Source organism: Ruegeria sp. BA12 (assembly GCF_056539625.1).
Window position 1 is genome coordinate 293,074 of the sequence record NZ_JBQFVF010000004.1, and the last position, 13,934, is coordinate 307,007.

The 13,934-nt window shown below is 60.9% G+C and carries 16 protein-coding genes; 7 read left to right on the plus strand and 9 right to left on the minus strand.

All coding sequences use genetic code 11. The features are described from left to right. Positions 1-81 precede the first annotated feature (81 nt). Genes ACR0B0_RS10960 through rbfA form a run of 4 tightly spaced genes read right to left on the minus strand, consistent with a single transcriptional unit; the run spans position 82 to position 2,702 of the window. Positions 82-585 (minus strand): DUF1643 domain-containing protein, encoded by a 504-nt coding sequence (locus ACR0B0_RS10960; protein ID WP_170360724.1) that lies wholly within the window; start codon positions 583-585, stop codon positions 82-84. A 21-nt stretch (positions 586-606) separates the two neighbouring features. After that, positions 607-1,512, minus strand: a complete 906-nt coding sequence (truB, locus tag ACR0B0_RS10965) for a tRNA pseudouridine(55) synthase TruB (protein ID WP_170349803.1) — start codon at positions 1,510-1,512, stop codon at positions 607-609. 54 nt (positions 1,513-1,566) lie between these two features. Next, on the minus strand, positions 1,567-2,310 hold the full coding sequence (locus ACR0B0_RS10970) for a phosphodiester glycosidase family protein (protein ID WP_480647760.1): 744 nt from the start codon (positions 2,308-2,310) through the stop codon (positions 1,567-1,569). After that, positions 2,307-2,702 (minus strand): 30S ribosome-binding factor RbfA, encoded by a 396-nt coding sequence (gene rbfA, locus ACR0B0_RS10975; protein ID WP_170349805.1) that lies wholly within the window; start codon positions 2,700-2,702, stop codon positions 2,307-2,309. Before rbfA ends, ACR0B0_RS10970 begins: the two co-directional genes overlap by 4 nt. Positions 2,703-2,791: 89 nt before the next feature. Here rbfA and dapB point away from each other — a divergent pair, with 89 nt between their 5' ends. Then, positions 2,792-3,601 carry a 4-hydroxy-tetrahydrodipicolinate reductase gene (dapB, locus tag ACR0B0_RS10980; RefSeq protein ID WP_170376179.1) on the plus strand — a complete coding sequence of 270 codons (810 nt, stop codon included), beginning with the start codon at positions 2,792-2,794 and terminating at the stop codon, positions 3,599-3,601. Between the two features lie 6 nt (positions 3,602-3,607). On the opposite strand, the gene ACR0B0_RS10985 is transcribed toward dapB, so the two are convergent. The 4 genes from ACR0B0_RS10985 to tmpA form a co-directional block, all read right to left on the minus strand. Further along, positions 3,608-4,465, minus strand: a complete 858-nt coding sequence (locus ACR0B0_RS10985) for a hypothetical protein (protein ID WP_425081377.1) — start codon at positions 4,463-4,465, stop codon at positions 3,608-3,610. A 97-nt stretch (positions 4,466-4,562) separates the two neighbouring features. Further along, the gene (locus ACR0B0_RS10990) at positions 4,563-5,231 is read right to left on the minus strand and encodes an ureidoglycolate lyase (protein ID WP_480647762.1); all 669 of its coding nucleotides are present in this window, start codon (positions 5,229-5,231) and stop codon (positions 4,563-4,565) included. Next, positions 5,228-5,818: a (R)-1-hydroxy-2-trimethylaminoethylphosphonate oxygenase gene (tmpB, locus tag ACR0B0_RS10995; RefSeq protein ID WP_480647764.1), complete on the minus strand. Its 591-nt coding sequence runs from the start codon at positions 5,816-5,818 to the stop codon at positions 5,228-5,230. The genes ACR0B0_RS10990 and tmpB overlap by 4 nt, the downstream gene beginning before the upstream one ends. After that, positions 5,815-6,951, minus strand: a complete 1,137-nt coding sequence (gene tmpA / locus ACR0B0_RS11000; RefSeq protein WP_170349810.1) for a 2-trimethylaminoethylphosphonate dioxygenase — start codon at positions 6,949-6,951, stop codon at positions 5,815-5,817. The genes tmpB and tmpA overlap by 4 nt, the downstream gene beginning before the upstream one ends. 98 nt (positions 6,952-7,049) lie before the next feature. Between tmpA and ACR0B0_RS11005 the strand changes: the two genes are divergently transcribed. Continuing rightward, positions 7,050-7,904 (plus strand): LysR family transcriptional regulator, encoded by an 855-nt coding sequence (locus tag ACR0B0_RS11005; RefSeq protein WP_170410700.1) that lies wholly within the window; start codon positions 7,050-7,052, stop codon positions 7,902-7,904. Positions 7,905-7,908: 4 nt separating this feature from the next. Here the strand turns inward: ACR0B0_RS11005 and ACR0B0_RS11010 are convergent, their stop codons facing one another. Next, positions 7,909-8,103 (minus strand): DUF1674 domain-containing protein, encoded by a 195-nt coding sequence (locus ACR0B0_RS11010; RefSeq protein WP_170349812.1) that lies wholly within the window; start codon positions 8,101-8,103, stop codon positions 7,909-7,911. A gap of 89 nt (positions 8,104-8,192) precedes the next feature. Here ACR0B0_RS11010 and ACR0B0_RS11015 point away from each other — a divergent pair, with 89 nt between their 5' ends. The 5 genes from ACR0B0_RS11015 to ACR0B0_RS11035 all read left to right on the plus strand — a co-directional run bounded on the left by ACR0B0_RS11015 (position 8,193) and on the right by ACR0B0_RS11035 (position 13,930). Continuing rightward, positions 8,193-9,449, plus strand: a complete 1,257-nt coding sequence (locus ACR0B0_RS11015; RefSeq protein ID WP_480647767.1) for an RsmB/NOP family class I SAM-dependent RNA methyltransferase — start codon at positions 8,193-8,195, stop codon at positions 9,447-9,449. A 90-nt stretch (positions 9,450-9,539) separates the two neighbouring features. Further along, on the plus strand, positions 9,540-11,279 hold the full coding sequence (locus ACR0B0_RS11020; RefSeq protein ID WP_480647769.1) for a heparinase II/III family protein: 1,740 nt from the start codon (positions 9,540-9,542) through the stop codon (positions 11,277-11,279). Between the two features lie 22 nt (positions 11,280-11,301). After that, the gene (purH, locus tag ACR0B0_RS11025; protein ID WP_480638237.1) at positions 11,302-12,891 is read left to right on the plus strand and encodes a bifunctional phosphoribosylaminoimidazolecarboxamide formyltransferase/IMP cyclohydrolase; all 1,590 of its coding nucleotides are present in this window, start codon (positions 11,302-11,304) and stop codon (positions 12,889-12,891) included. Then, positions 12,891-13,361 (plus strand): signal peptidase II, encoded by a 471-nt coding sequence (gene lspA / locus ACR0B0_RS11030; protein WP_170349816.1) that lies wholly within the window; start codon positions 12,891-12,893, stop codon positions 13,359-13,361. Before purH ends, lspA begins: the two co-directional genes overlap by 1 nt. Positions 13,362-13,411: 50 nt before the next feature. After that, positions 13,412-13,930 carry a DUF3035 domain-containing protein gene (locus ACR0B0_RS11035; protein WP_170349817.1) on the plus strand — a complete coding sequence of 173 codons (519 nt, stop codon included), beginning with the start codon at positions 13,412-13,414 and terminating at the stop codon, positions 13,928-13,930. Positions 13,931-13,934 lie beyond the last annotated feature (4 nt).

Consider the following 13,934-nt stretch of genomic DNA (forward strand, 5'->3'; position numbering starts at 1 on the left):
AAACGTACTGCCCCGAGGGTAAATGTCTCATGCGGTCAAGCACTTGGTCAAAGCCAAGCTGATCTCGTGGTTAACCTTTTGTCACCACGGTTCGGGTTGTTGAGTATAGGCGATATAGAGCGGGTGTTTCGGGTGTCCGCCCTTGGTCAGCCCCAGGTGAAACAGTGGTTGGCCGGTGCCGCGCAGCAAGGTTTCCACCGCCGGGCCGCGATCCAGATGCGCACCATGGGTGCCCCAGGCGGCAATGACCTGATCGGCCCATTCGACGCCGTCCAGAATCGCCGCGTCATTCGCAGGCCCCACTGGATCGGTGGCGGCGCGCATCTTGCGCGGGTCGGTGTCGCGCCAGGCAAAGATGTTGGTCACCTGAAACGCCCCGAACCCCAACGCCCGCGCCCGCCGTTCACAGCGTTCGACGGTGGGGTCGTTCTGCACCTCGGTCGCGGTTGAGGGGTTCAGCATCACGAACAGCGCCTTGCATCCCTCCGGGTCCCAGATGCGGGTCAGGCTATAGCGATACTTCTCGCAATCGGAATAAATGGCGGTCGAGGGCGCATCGCCCTTGGTATGCGTTCGGGTGATCATGCCATTCGCCTAACACGCCGTTTAATCGACGAACACCCGGTTGGGATGCAATTCGCCGGATTTGTAGATACCTACAGCAACGGCCTTGCCGTCCAGCGAGGCCCAGGCCTCGTCGCCGTATTCCACGTCCGAGGCCAGCACCATGCCCGGGTTGCCGTTGCGCAGGCGAGTGGCCCCTTCAGGGGTACATTTCAGTTCGGGCAGATCCGACAGACCGGTTTCCAGCGGATGCAGATACTCGTCCAACGCGGTTGTCTTGGCCATTTCGTCGATCTGTTCGATGCTCAAACCGTCCTCGGCCTCAAACGGGCCGGACCAGATGCGGCGGAGGACCTTGACGTGACCGTGGCATCCCAGTGCCGCCCCCAGATCGCGGGCGATCGAGCGGACATAACCGCCTTTGCCACAGGTCATTTCCAGTACGACGTGATCTTCATCGGGGCGGTCGACGAGGATCAGTTCCTCAACCCATAGGGGGCGAGCGGTCAGTTCCACGTCCTCGCCATCGCGGGCCAGCTTGTAAGCGCGCTGGCCGTCAATTTTCACCGCCGAGAACTTGGGCGGAACCTGCATGATCTCACCCAAAAAAGGGGCCAATGCCTGTTTGATATCCTCATCCGAGGGGCGCGCATCGCTTTGTGCAATCACCTCACCTTCGGCATCGTCGGTATTGGTGGCCTGACCCAGACGCACGGTGAATGTGTAGGCTTTCAGCGCGTCGGTGATGTAGGGAACGGTCTTGGTTGCCTCCCCCAATGCCACGGCCAGAACACCGGTCGCTTCGGGGTCCAGCGTGCCTGCATGGCCCGCCTTTTTTGCGTCCATCGCCCAGCGTACCTTGTTGACCACCGCGGTCGAGGTCATGCCCGCGGGTTTGTCCACCACCAGCCAGCCGGAAATGTCTCGACCCTTGCGTTTACGTCCCATCTTGCACCTTGCCCTTTGCTGAGGCGCGCGACCTAACGGATCACCCGGGTCCTGTCAATTTCCCGGTGTGTCTTCGACCACACCCACGATTGGTCCCAGCGAAAAGCCAACATCCGAGCGGTTGCTGGCCCGGTCGTACATGCGTGAGATATTGCCATCGAAGAACAGCGCATTCGGCGTTTCCAGCACGTCGCGGAAAAGGCTGCCGAATTCATGAAAAGTGACGTAGTCATCCGAGATTGCGAACAACGCCCGCGTGCCATCGGCGCTGGTGCCCACCCCGTTGCGCACATAGAGCGAGGTCGAGTCAGGCAGAAAGCGCGGATGCAGCTCTCCGTCGATCACCAGCATCGGGCCGGATTGGGTGGCAAACCGGCAGTCGGGGGCCTGTTCGACGAAATCCAGCGTCTCGAATACATCGGCACGACCGTCGCGGATGCAGAACACGCCGTTGGGCAGCAGGCCGAAATTACCGGGGCCGGGATTCGGGATCACGCGCATGACCTCTTCGCCCTCTTCGACATAGTGGCCGACGGGCGAGCGGTCGTCGTGATACATACCGGCGTTCATCCCAAAGGCCAGACGCTTTCCAATGGGTTCAAGCGCCTCGTTCACCGATGAGAAATGCCCCAGCAGGTCGTCATTTTCGTCGTTCAGAAACAGGCGCAGGTCTTCGTTGGCGGCGTCCACCTCGCAAACGGTATACCGCTTATTCTCGTGGGTCAGCTTTTCGCAGGTGACCGCGCCGGCCTGCGCGGCCCAGAAAACCGCGCCCAACGTGACCAGTGTGCGGATCACTCGTCCAGATCGCGGCGCACCGCGTCCTGATTGAACATGCGGCGGGTGTCGTCCAGACGATCGAAAGTATCATCCAGACGGAACCGCAGATCGGGCGAAAACTTAAGGTTGAGCTTTTTGCCGATCACGCGCCGCAACTCGCCCTTGTTGCGAGCGAGCAGTTCGATCACATCTTCCTGCCCTTTGCCTCCAAGGGGCAGCACATAGGCGGTGGCGATCTTCAGATCGGGCGAGGTGCGCACCTCACCTACAGTGATCGACATGCGGTTCAGGTCGGGGTCGTGGACATCTCCGCGCGCCAGAACCTCGGACAGGGTGCGTCGGATCAGTTCGCCGACGCGCAGCTGTCGTTGGGAGGGGCCGGGGCCATCGTGGAATTTGTTCTTTGCCATATCCCCGATCTAAGCGCAAAGCTGGGCTTTGCCAAGCGGGCGCGAACCGGGTAGGAGGCTTTGAGCCGACTTTAGAAAGGACCAGCGCAATGACCCATATTCCGGGGATCGTCATCACAGGGGCTTCGGGCCGTATGGGGCAGATGCTGATCAAGACCGTCACCGACAGCGATCAGGCGCGTTTGGTCGGTGTGGTCGAGCGTACAGGCCATGATTGGATCGGTCAGGACGTGGGCACGGCCATGGGCGGTCAAGCGCTGGGCGTCACCGTGACCGATGACCCGCTTGAGGCATTTGCGCAGGCGCAGGCGGTGATCGATTTCACAGCACCCGAAGCGACGCTGGAATTCGCCGCGCTGGCGGCACAAGCGCGCTGCGTGCACGTGATTGGCACCACCGGCATGTCGGATGAGCAGATCGCAGCGCTGGAGCCAGCTTCGCGCCATGCCGTTATCGTGCGGGCCGGGAACATGAGCCTTGGGGTCAATTTGCTGGTGCAACTGACCAAGAAAGTTGCCGCCGCGCTGGATGAGGATTTCGACATCGAAGTGATTGAAGGGCACCATCACCACAAGGTCGATGCGCCCTCGGGCACTGCACTGATGCTGGGTGAGGCCGCCGCCGAAGGGCGCGGTGTCAATCTGGCCGACGTGTCCGACCGGGGCCGCGACGGGATCACCGGGGCCCGAAAACGCGGAGACATCGGATTCCACGCCATTCGCGGTGGCGATATCGTCGGCGAGCATGACGTGCTGTTCGCCGCCCCAGGAGAACGCATCGTTCTGCGCCATCTGGCCACCGACCGCGCCATCTTTGCGCGCGGTGCCCTAAAGGCGGCGCTATGGGGGCAGGGCAAGGCCCCCGGCCAGTATGACATGGTGGATGTGCTGGGGCTGTAACCCTGTTTAGCGGAATGCGGCCAGACCGGGCGGTTCTGCACCATCCTGTTCTACCGTTGCAAAGAGCAGCCCCAATCGTTGATCCCATGTCGGGTACCGGCCGGTCCGGGCATAGGTCAGGCGCTCGGCCCCGATGGAAATGCCAAGGGGCGCGGCCTCACCTCCGATCACGATTTCGCCGATCTCGGTCCAGTTGGCGGACGGGGGATAGGCCGTGGGGGCGAGTTCATCCGTATCACCGACGCGGTAATAGACGCCCATCGTCACGATGTAGGCATCGCCAAACGGATCAGGAAAGAAAAAGCCCGAGGCATCGCGGGCGGCCAGGGCCTCAACCTCATCGCGCAGCAGCACTTTTTCAGTAAAGGGCAGGGCCATCTCGTCCAGCACCGTGCGCATATCCTCGGACTGCGGCACGCTGACAAAGGCAATGCGGGCGGGGTCAAGATCGAAGGCTTCGGTCAGAATGCGCATCATCAGACGCGTCGTGGCTTGACCGTCTGCGTCTGCGGGATGGCAGCCGACCTCATGAAACAGCGGTAACACGTCCGCACGAGATTTCTCACTGACATCGGCAACCCGAGCCAACGGTTGAATGACAAAAGCGTTCGAGGGCAGCGCGGATTGGTCAAAATCGTGCCGCAGCCCCTCGTTATAGTCATCGCGCCCGGAAGCAACGGACAGTGGCGCTGCTTCGTTGAACCCAAGCCCCGAGAATGTTTTTCTCAGATGATCGAGCGTCGTGCTGAATTCCTGTTCGAACGCCGCATTTTGGTCTTCCGCTGCTGTTGCCATGCGCGGCAACAAGGTTCCGACCGTTGCTGCGGTTCCCAGTTGGACAACTTTGCGCCTGTTCCATCCCATCGGATACCTCCCGTGCCTGTTGGACGTGGCATCAGAGTATCACAGATGTTTCGGCTAAGGGTTAAGGGTTTCTGAAGACAGGCTTCCTGAGGTGCAGTTACAGATCCTTCACCTTTTCATCACGCAGCGGGCAGGCCAGATAAACGCCGAATTCTTTGCCAATATCGGCGCTGACACGGGCGTGGACCCGGCCCTGGCGGTCGAGGAACCGTTGATTGTCTTCGACGGGGAAAATCCCCTCATGCCAGATGCCGGGGTGGATATAGAGGCCTCGCGAGCCGTCACACCAGAACGCGACCACCTTTTCGGGGGTCAAATTGTCCCCGGGCAGCGCAGCGGGAACGATGAAGGGCTTGTTGTCCAACGGCCAGAACATCTGTCCGCCGTCTGGGTGATAGTTCATATGCCACAGCAGCACCTGATCACGCGGCGCGGTTTGCTGGTCGGTCTGTGCCTGTTGCGGGTCAGCGGACCAGCCCAGAACATAGTGGCCTTTAACCGCCTCGTTCTCACCATACAGCACGTCGCCCTGCCAGTCGCATTTGAACGTGCCCTCAACCCAGCCACCTTCATCGCCGGTGCCTTCGTCGATGGGGCGCCAGCCCTGTTGGGGCCAGCGAGAGATTTCGATCTCGAAGCCGTCCGGGTCATCGACCAGACAGCCATAGCCCTTGACCGACGCGTCTGTGGCCCGGATCAGGGGCACCTCATGCCAGGGCAGGGACGGCTTTGAACTGGCCTCAAAGATATATTCGGGGGCGTTCATGCCGCCCCCAGATGTTTGTCGACCATGCGTTGCACCATCGGCGCGAAATGGGTGAAATCCGGCGTCTTCATATCCGCACGCTTGCCTGCCTCGTCCAGATAGCGGACCTGAATGACTTCTTTCAGGTTCGGGTTGGCCTCGAATTCCGCGACTTCCTCGGCGCTCATCGGACCACCCTGCAGCTCCAAAGTGTGAACCGAAGCTGTGGATAGGCGGTTGAAATATTCAGGCTTGGTGGCACAGAGATACCGTTTGGCCGCCACATGATAGCGGCAGCAATCGGTGATGACTGACGGGAAGAACTGTTCCAGAACTTCGGCCCCCGCATCCTCGTGGTGGCGATCCTCGGTATCGTCGGGGTGATAGGTGCCGAACTCGGATGTGAAATGGCCGATATCGTGCAGCAGCGCGCCAACGATGATTTCCTCGGACTGGCCGTTCTGTTCGGCAATTGTGGCACCTTGCAGCATGTGTTCTGCCATCGTGACCGGTTCACCCAGATATTCCTCGCCACCACGACGGTCGAAGATATCCCCGATAAAGGCCACGATGTTGTCGCGGTTGAGGGTTGAGAAATCGGGTTTCATTCCGCTGCCTCCGGTTGCGCCATGTCCATCGCTGCGAGCGTCGACAGCAATCCATCCTTGTCGGCATAGCAGCCTTGTAGCCAACGCGATCCTGCGCCGGAATAGCCCAGCCGCGCGTGTAGGACGCGGGTGTTGTCGACGATGAAACTTTCACCCGGTTCCAGCTTGAACGACACGCCCATGGCCGGATCGTCGATGATCTCGCCAAGTTGGCGATAGGCAGCATAGTAGGCTTCCATCTGATCGAATGGCACGTCAACAAACGGGGCGGAAGACCGATTGTTGAAGCGGATGCCGACTAGCTCACCGTCCGGCGACAACTCGATCATTGGGCGGCGAGACCGCAGGCAGATGCCGTCCGAACCTTTGTATTCAAATCGCGCGGGATAGCCTGCCAGCAGGGCGAAGCCTTCGGGGTTCTGATCGCGCAGTTTTTCGGCGGCACGGAAACCATCGACTACAATGGAATCGCCACCTTCGGCGCTGTTTTCCAGACAATAGAGGATTTGCAGCGTCGGCACCGGGTCACGATAGGGGTTGTCGGTATGCGCCTGAAGACCAAGGCCAGTATAGGCTAGGTTGGTCGGGTTTACCTCGGTCCGAACCTCAAAATAGGGGCCATAGTTGGTTTCGCGGACGTAGCCGAACAGATCGGCCACCTTCAGCAGTGATTCCGGCTCAGTCGGGCCGCCGGTCAGCTTGGCAAAACCGAACTTAGCCACTGCAGCCAGCCAGCCGCGCTTGGCGGCGGGATTGGCGTGGACTTCACCCCAATCAGCACTTGGCGCTTCGATGCCGCGTTCCCACGTGGTGATGCCATGTGCGACACGGCCTGTTTCTAAGGACCGGGCGCAATCATAGACGTGATCGGCCAGCCAATCGGCGGGGAAGGTCACGGTCTTGTCTTCGGGCTGGAAAGTGACCGTTAGATCGCCATTGCTGATCTCGGCGGAGCTGACTGAAATATCGACGGGAATGTCGCTGATGGTGATCAGACGCTGACCGTTTCCGGGCGCGCGTGTCTCCGGATCCAGCGCATTATCGCGCAGCCAGATCGCATGGAAACGGGCCTGAGTTCCGGTGTCAAATTCAACAGTCACAACCGAAGTATCGTGATTGGCAGTGCGCAGCATGGGGGTCTCCTGTTCAGCGCGGGCTTTGATTGAGCAGATACGCCTCTTGTGGCATTAACACAATTAATCCTTCTTTCGGCTGAGGCTTGGAAAATCTTATGGCAAAGAAAAAAATCGGATTGCCGCCGCTGGATTGGCTGCGCGTGTTCGAGGCCGCCGGTCGGTTGGGTGGTTTTTCCGCCGCCGCCCGAGAGTTTGGGCTGACACAGGCAGCCGTCAGTCAGCGGATCGGTAACCTGGAGGCTTGGCTGGGCCGGTCCCTGTTCGTGCGCGAGGCACGAGGCGTGTCACTGACGGTTGAAGGCGAAAGCTATCTGCCGCTGGTGCAAGAGAGTTTGCAGGCGTTGGAGCGCAACACCGAAGATTTGTTCGGCAAATCCCCGCAAGAGCTGCGCGTCGCGGGCCTGTCTTCGAACATCCACGCTCTGGTTCTGCCTGGGCTTGCTCGGTTTCAGGAAACGCGACCCAATGTGCGGGTGATGACCGACTCGGTGGCGCGCCGGTCGTCCTTGGATGAGGAGCGGACCTGGTTGCAAATCCGCTATGGGCGTGGGGCCTGGCCCGGTCGGGATGCGGCCCTGATCGCCCGCGAGGTTCTGGTGCCGATGGCCGCGCCCGGTGTAAAATGGGGGGTGCCGCTGATTGAGCTGCGTGGCGAGCGCCCGGCGTGGCGGGACTGGGCGCGTAAGACGGGGCATGGCGAGATGCCGCCGTCACAGATCAGTTTCGATTCGATGGAACATGCCATTTCGGCGGCCCGGCAGGGGATTGGGGTGGTGCTGGGCTCGGTGCCTCTGGCCAGCGCGGATTTGCAGGCCGGTCGGCTGTGTCGGCTGGATCTGCCCGATTTGCAGACCAAAGACGGCTATTGGCTGACTTGGCCCGAAGAGCGGGTCAAATCGAAAAAGCAGCGTGCCCTGATTGCCGATTTTCTGCAGGCACTTCAGGGCTGATCAATCAGAAATCGACGGCGATGCCCTTTTTTTCCCAATCGCCATAGCGGGCCGGATCAGGGCCGTCGCGCCCGCCCAGTTCCTTGGGCATCTCTTTTGCTTCTGCCTCGGCCTTGCTGCGGCGTTCTTCCGCCTCGGCCAGGGCGCGCTGGGCGGCTGGGGGCAGGTCTTTGTGGTCGTCATTCGTGGTGTCGGGCATGACATCGGGTTCCTTTCCGGGCACGGGCTTGATATACGCCCCCGTCCGCCTTTGGCAATGCGGACGAGAGTCACATCAAAGGCGGTTTCATGTCCGACAACGCAACAGCGGCGCGACGCAGCGCGATCTATCTGTTGGATCAGATATTGGGTGAGGGGCGGCTGTTGTCCGAATGCCTGGCCGCAGGCGCGTTGGATCGACTGGCCCCCGAGGATCGCGCGCGGGCGCAGCGTTTGACCTTGCAAACCCTGCGCGGTTTGGAACGAGCTGACCGTCTTCTGGACAATCACCTTAACAGGACGCCTGCTCTGACCGTCCATAACGCGCTGCGCCTGGGCGCGGTTGAGTTGTGCCAGGGTGAGGCCGCGCATGGTGTCGTGAACTCGATGGTCGAAATTGTGGGGCGGTCGCGCAAACATGGCCGGCTCAAGGGGTTGGTCAACGCTGTGCTGCGCAAGGTTGCCGCCGAAGGGCCGGAAGCCTGGCCCAAAATGCGGGTGCCGCGCCTGCCGGACTGGCTGCGCGAGCCGCTGATCATGGCCTGGGGCACTGATGCCGTTGCAGGCATGGAGCAGGCGCATTTCACTGGCGCACCGCTGGACCTCTCACTGAAACCGGGGGCCAAGGGACCGGGTGAGGCACTGCCGACCGGGTCGATGCGTATGCAGGATGCGGGGCAGGTCTCAAACCTGCCGGGGTTTGATCAGGGCGACTGGTGGGTGCAGGACGCGGCGGCGGCTTTGCCGGTGTGTGTACTGGCACCAAAGCCCGGGGAAACCGTGCTGGATCTGTGTGCTGCACCGGGCGGCAAGACGCTGCAAATGGCGGCTGCCGGGGCCAAGGTGGCGGCTCTCGACATCTCAGAATCGCGGTTGGAACGAGTACGCGAGAACCTCAAACGCACTGGCTTACAAGCGCAAGTCATCGCTGGTGACGCGCTGGAGCATCAAGGCCAGTATGACGCGATCCTGCTGGACGCACCCTGTTCGGCCACCGGAACCATTCGGCGCCACCCGGACCTGCCCTTTGCCAAGGACGGCTCGGAATTCGGTGGGTTGATTGAATTGCAGGCGCAGATGCTGGCCCATGCCTGGACCCTGCTGAAACCCGGCGGACGGTTGGTCTATTGCACCTGCTCCCTGTTGCCTGACGAAGGCGAGGTGCAGATCGAAGAGGCGCTGGAACAATATCCTGACATGAGCATCGACCGCACCGCGCTGGACGTGACCGGGGTGGATCAAAGCTGGATCACCGAAGAAGGTGGCCTGCGTCTGCGGCCCGATTATTGGGCGGATCGCGGTGGCATGGACGGGTTCTATATCGCCTGCCTGAACAAATCCGCCTGATGGCACGCTTTTCGATGACTTGACGATCACACCGGTCTATCGTTGGGTCTCAGGCGCCAGCAGAGCGTGAGAGGCAGAGTAACGAGCGTCATGTCAAACTCAGATACCATGACAAACCGGTGGACGTGGTTTCAGAACCGTCTGTATGCGCGGCTCAGTCAGCGGCGCAAGGCCGCTGCCGGCTTCGTCACCGAGCCTGAACCGCGCACCGTAGGTTCATTTGCCCGGGGGCGGCAGCTGGTCGCCGGAAATCTGCTGTTTGCCGGGTATCTGGTCGAGGCACAGGATACCGGCCTGTGGGACGTGACCGCGCCCAGCACCGGCTTTGACAATGAGCGCCACGGGTTTGCCTGGCTGGATGATCTGGCCGCCGTCGGCGATATGCGGGCGCGGGAAAAGGCGCAGCGTTGGGTGTGGGGTTGGATCGACGCGCATGGCCGCGGGCAAGGGCCTGGCTGGGCACCCGATCTGACCGGCCGACGGGTGATGCGCTGGATCAACCACGCCGTCTTCCTTCTGCGTGGAATGGATGACAAGCAGAGCGCTGTGTTCTTTCGCGCGCTGGCGCAGCAAACCTGGTTCCTGTCCAAACGCTGGAAAGCGGCCACGCCGGGCCTGCCCCGGTTCGAGGCTCTGGCCGGTCTGGTTCAGGCCGGACTGGCGCTGAAAGGGTTGGAGCAGATGGCCGACCCGGCCCTGCGCGCCCTGGCAAGGGAATGCGAAAGGCAGATCGACGCGCAAGGTGGCATTTCCACCCGCAATCCAGAAGAATTGCTTGAGGTGTTTACCCTGCTGTCCTGGACCTCGGCCGCGCTGAGCGATCAGGGGCGAGGCACCCCCGGCGCGCAGGCCGATGCGATCAAACGCATGGCGCCGACGCTGCGCAGCCTGCGCCATTCAGACGGCGCATTGGCCCGCTTTCATGGCGGAGGGCGCGGGATCGAAGGGCGGCTGGATCAGGCGTTGGCTCAAAGCGGGGTTCGCCCGCAACACGCAACTGGGTTGGCGATGGGGTTTGCACGGCTTTACGCGGCCCGGACCAGCGTGATCGTCGATGCTAACGTGCCGCCCAAGGGGGCTGCATCTTATAATGCCCATGCCTCGACACTGGCGTTTGAGCTAACTTCGGGGCGGCGGCCACTGATTGTGAATTGCGGATCAGGCGAAAGTTTCGGAACGGAATGGCGGCGAGCCGGGCGCGCAACACCTTCGCATTCGACCCTGTGCCTGGATGGCTATTCTAGCGCGCGTTTGGCACCAGCGGGGAATGGAGGTGAACGAGAGGCTTTGGTCGATGCACCGCAAGACGTGCCGATTGATTTCGAAGAGGCATTCGAAGGCACCCGCTTTATGGTCGGGCATGACGGCTATACCAAAGTGTTCGGTCTGACCCATGCGCGTACGTTTGAGCTGCGATTTGATGGGCGAGAACTGACGGGCGAGGATATTTTGCTGACTGCTACCGACAAGGCCAAGCGGCAGTTTGACCGGGCGCTGGACGCTTCGGGCCTGAACGGGATCGGGTTTGATATCCGGTTTCACCTGCATCCAGACGTGGATGCGGCCATTGATTTGGGCGGCGCGGCGGTGTCGATGGCGCTCAAAAGCGGCGAAATTTGGATTTTCCGCCATGATGGCGTGGGAAAATTATCCGTTGAACCAAGCGTTTACCTTGAAAAAGGCCGTTTAAAGCCACGCGCGACAAAACAGATCGTTCTATCCGGGCGCGCAATGGAGTATGCGACCCGCACCCGGTGGACGCTGAGTAAGGCTCAGGATACAGCCTATGCCGTGCGCGATCTGCACCGGGACGAGCCCGAGTTTGACTGACGCCAAAAGGACCTTTGGACCCATGACTGATCTTCACCCCGTGCGCCGCGCGTTGCTTTCCGTTTCCGACAAGACCGGATTGATCGAGCTGGGAAAGGCGCTGGCCGAGCGCGGGGTCGAGCTGCTGTCGACCGGCGGTACAGCCAAGGCGCTGCGTGATGCAGGGCTTGAGGTGAAGGATGTCAGCGAGATCACCGGTTTCCCCGAAATGATGGATGGTCGGGTCAAGACTCTGCACCCGATGGTGCATGGCGGCCTGCTGGCGCTGCGCGACAACGACGGCCACGTGGCTGCGATGAATGAACATGGTATTGGCGCGATCGACTTGCTGGTTGTGAACCTCTATCCGTTCGAGGCGACGGTGGCCAAAGGCGCAGGTTATGACGAGTGCATCGAGAACATCGATATTGGCGGCCCTGCGATGATCCGTGCGGCCTCCAAGAACCATGCCTTTGTGAACGTAGTTGTGGATGTCGAGGATTACTCTTCGCTCCTGGATCAGTTGGAAGAGAATTACGGCAAGACATCCTACGGTTTCCGCCAGTGGCTGGCGCAAAAGGCTTACGCCCGGACCGCAGCGTACGACACCGCGGTTTCGAATTGGATGGCCGACGCACTGCAGCTTGATGCGCCCAAGCGCCGCGCCTTTGCCGGTGAGCTGAAACAGACCCTGCGTTATGGTGAGAACAGTCATCAACAGGCGGCTTTCTACACTGATGGAACCAACCGTCCGGGTGTGGCGACCGCCGTTCAGCACCAGGGCAAGGAGCTGAGCTATAACAACATCAACGACACCGACGCAGCGTTTGAACTGGTGGCCGAGTTCGATCCTGCAAAAGGTGCGGCCTGTGCGATCATCAAACACGCCAACCCTTGCGGCGTAGCTACAGGCGCGACCTTGCTGGACGCGTATAAGTCGGCATTCGACTGCGATCGTACTTCGGCCTTTGGTGGGATCGTGGCACTGAACCAACCGCTCGACGCGGAAACCGCACAGGAAATCACCGGGATTTTCACCGAAGTCGTGATCGCCCCCGGTGCATCGGATGAGGCCAAAGCGATCTTCGCGGCCAAGAAGAACCTGCGCCTTCTAACCACCGAAGCCCTGCCGGACGTGACCGCAGGCGGCAAGACCGTGCGTCAGGTAGCGGGCGGTCTGCTGGTGCAGGACAAGGACAATGGTTTTGTCGGCATGGACGATCTGAAGGTCGTCACCAAAAAGGCGCCGACCGAAGAGCAGATGCGCGACCTGCTGTTTGCCTGGAAAGTGGCGAAACACGTTAAATCCAACGCCATCGTTTACGTGAAAGATGGCGCGACTGTTGGCGTTGGTGCAGGCCAGATGAGCCGCTTGGACTCTGCCATGATTGCCGCCAAGAAGGCCGAACGCATGGCCGACGCGCTCGGCTTGCCGCAGCCGCTCACCATCGGCTCGGCCGTTGCGTCTGATGCATTTTTCCCCTTCCCTGACGGGCTGATGGAAGCCGCTGAGGCTGGTGCGACCTGTGTCATCCAGCCGGGCGGTTCAATGCGTGATGACGAGGTGATCGCGGCCGCGGATGAGGCCGGATTGGCCATGGTCTTCACCGGCATGCGCCACTTCCGCCACTGATGCGCTCTCGTATTCTGCTCTGGGCCGCGCTGGCTGCGTTTGCGATCGACCAGATCAGTAAGTATCTGGTCGTTCACGTGATGCGTGTGGCCGAGGGAAATATCGACGTGCTGCCGCCGCTCTTGGTGTTCAAATACGGTGAGAATCGGGGCATCAATTTCGGCCTGTTCCAAGGCGACAGCGACACCGCCCGTTGGGTGCTGATCGGCATCTCGCTGGCTGTTGCGATTGGCGTGCTGATCTGGCTGATGCGGACAACCCCGTCCAAGCTGATGTTGTTTTGCGGCGGGTTGCTGATTGGTGGCGCGCTTGGGAATGTGGTGGATCGGGTGCTGTACGGCTATGTTCTGGATTTCCTGAACATGTCCTGTTGCGGCCTCAACAATCCGTTTGTTTTCAACCTGGCCGATGTGTTCATCTTTGCGGGTGCTTTCGGACTTGTGTTGTTCGATGGCAAAAAGCCCTCGTGACGCGCCGGGTGATATGCGATAAAAGCGCCTGAAACTGGCTGGAGACTCTGATGCGGTTGCCGCGTTCCATTTTTGCTGTGACATTGGCCTTTGCGGTTGCCGGGTGCTCGGATATCGGTTTGCGCCATCTTGAGGCACCGGGGGACGGACCGGATGAGTTTTCGGTCATGCCGGTCAAACCGCTGACCCAGCCCAAGGACTATAAGTTCCTGCCTGCGCCCACACCGGGCGGTTCCAACCTGACCGACCCAAACCCCAAGGCGGATGCCGTGGTGGCGCTGGGCGGTAGCGAAGCGGCGTTGAACCCGAATGCCGCAATTCCTGCATCTGATGGCGCGCTGGTGACGGCCTCAAGCCGCTATGGCGTACCGTCCAACACGCGTCAGGTCGTCGACACCGAAGACGCCGAGTTTCGCAGAAAGCAGGGCCGCTTGACCCGTCTGCGCCTGTTCAAGATAGACCGCTATTCGCAGGTTTACAGTCGCGAGGCACTTGATGCCAATCGGCAGAACGAAGCAGCGCGTCAGGCCGGGATTGAGACGCCCTCGGCCCCACCGGCTGATGAATAAATCT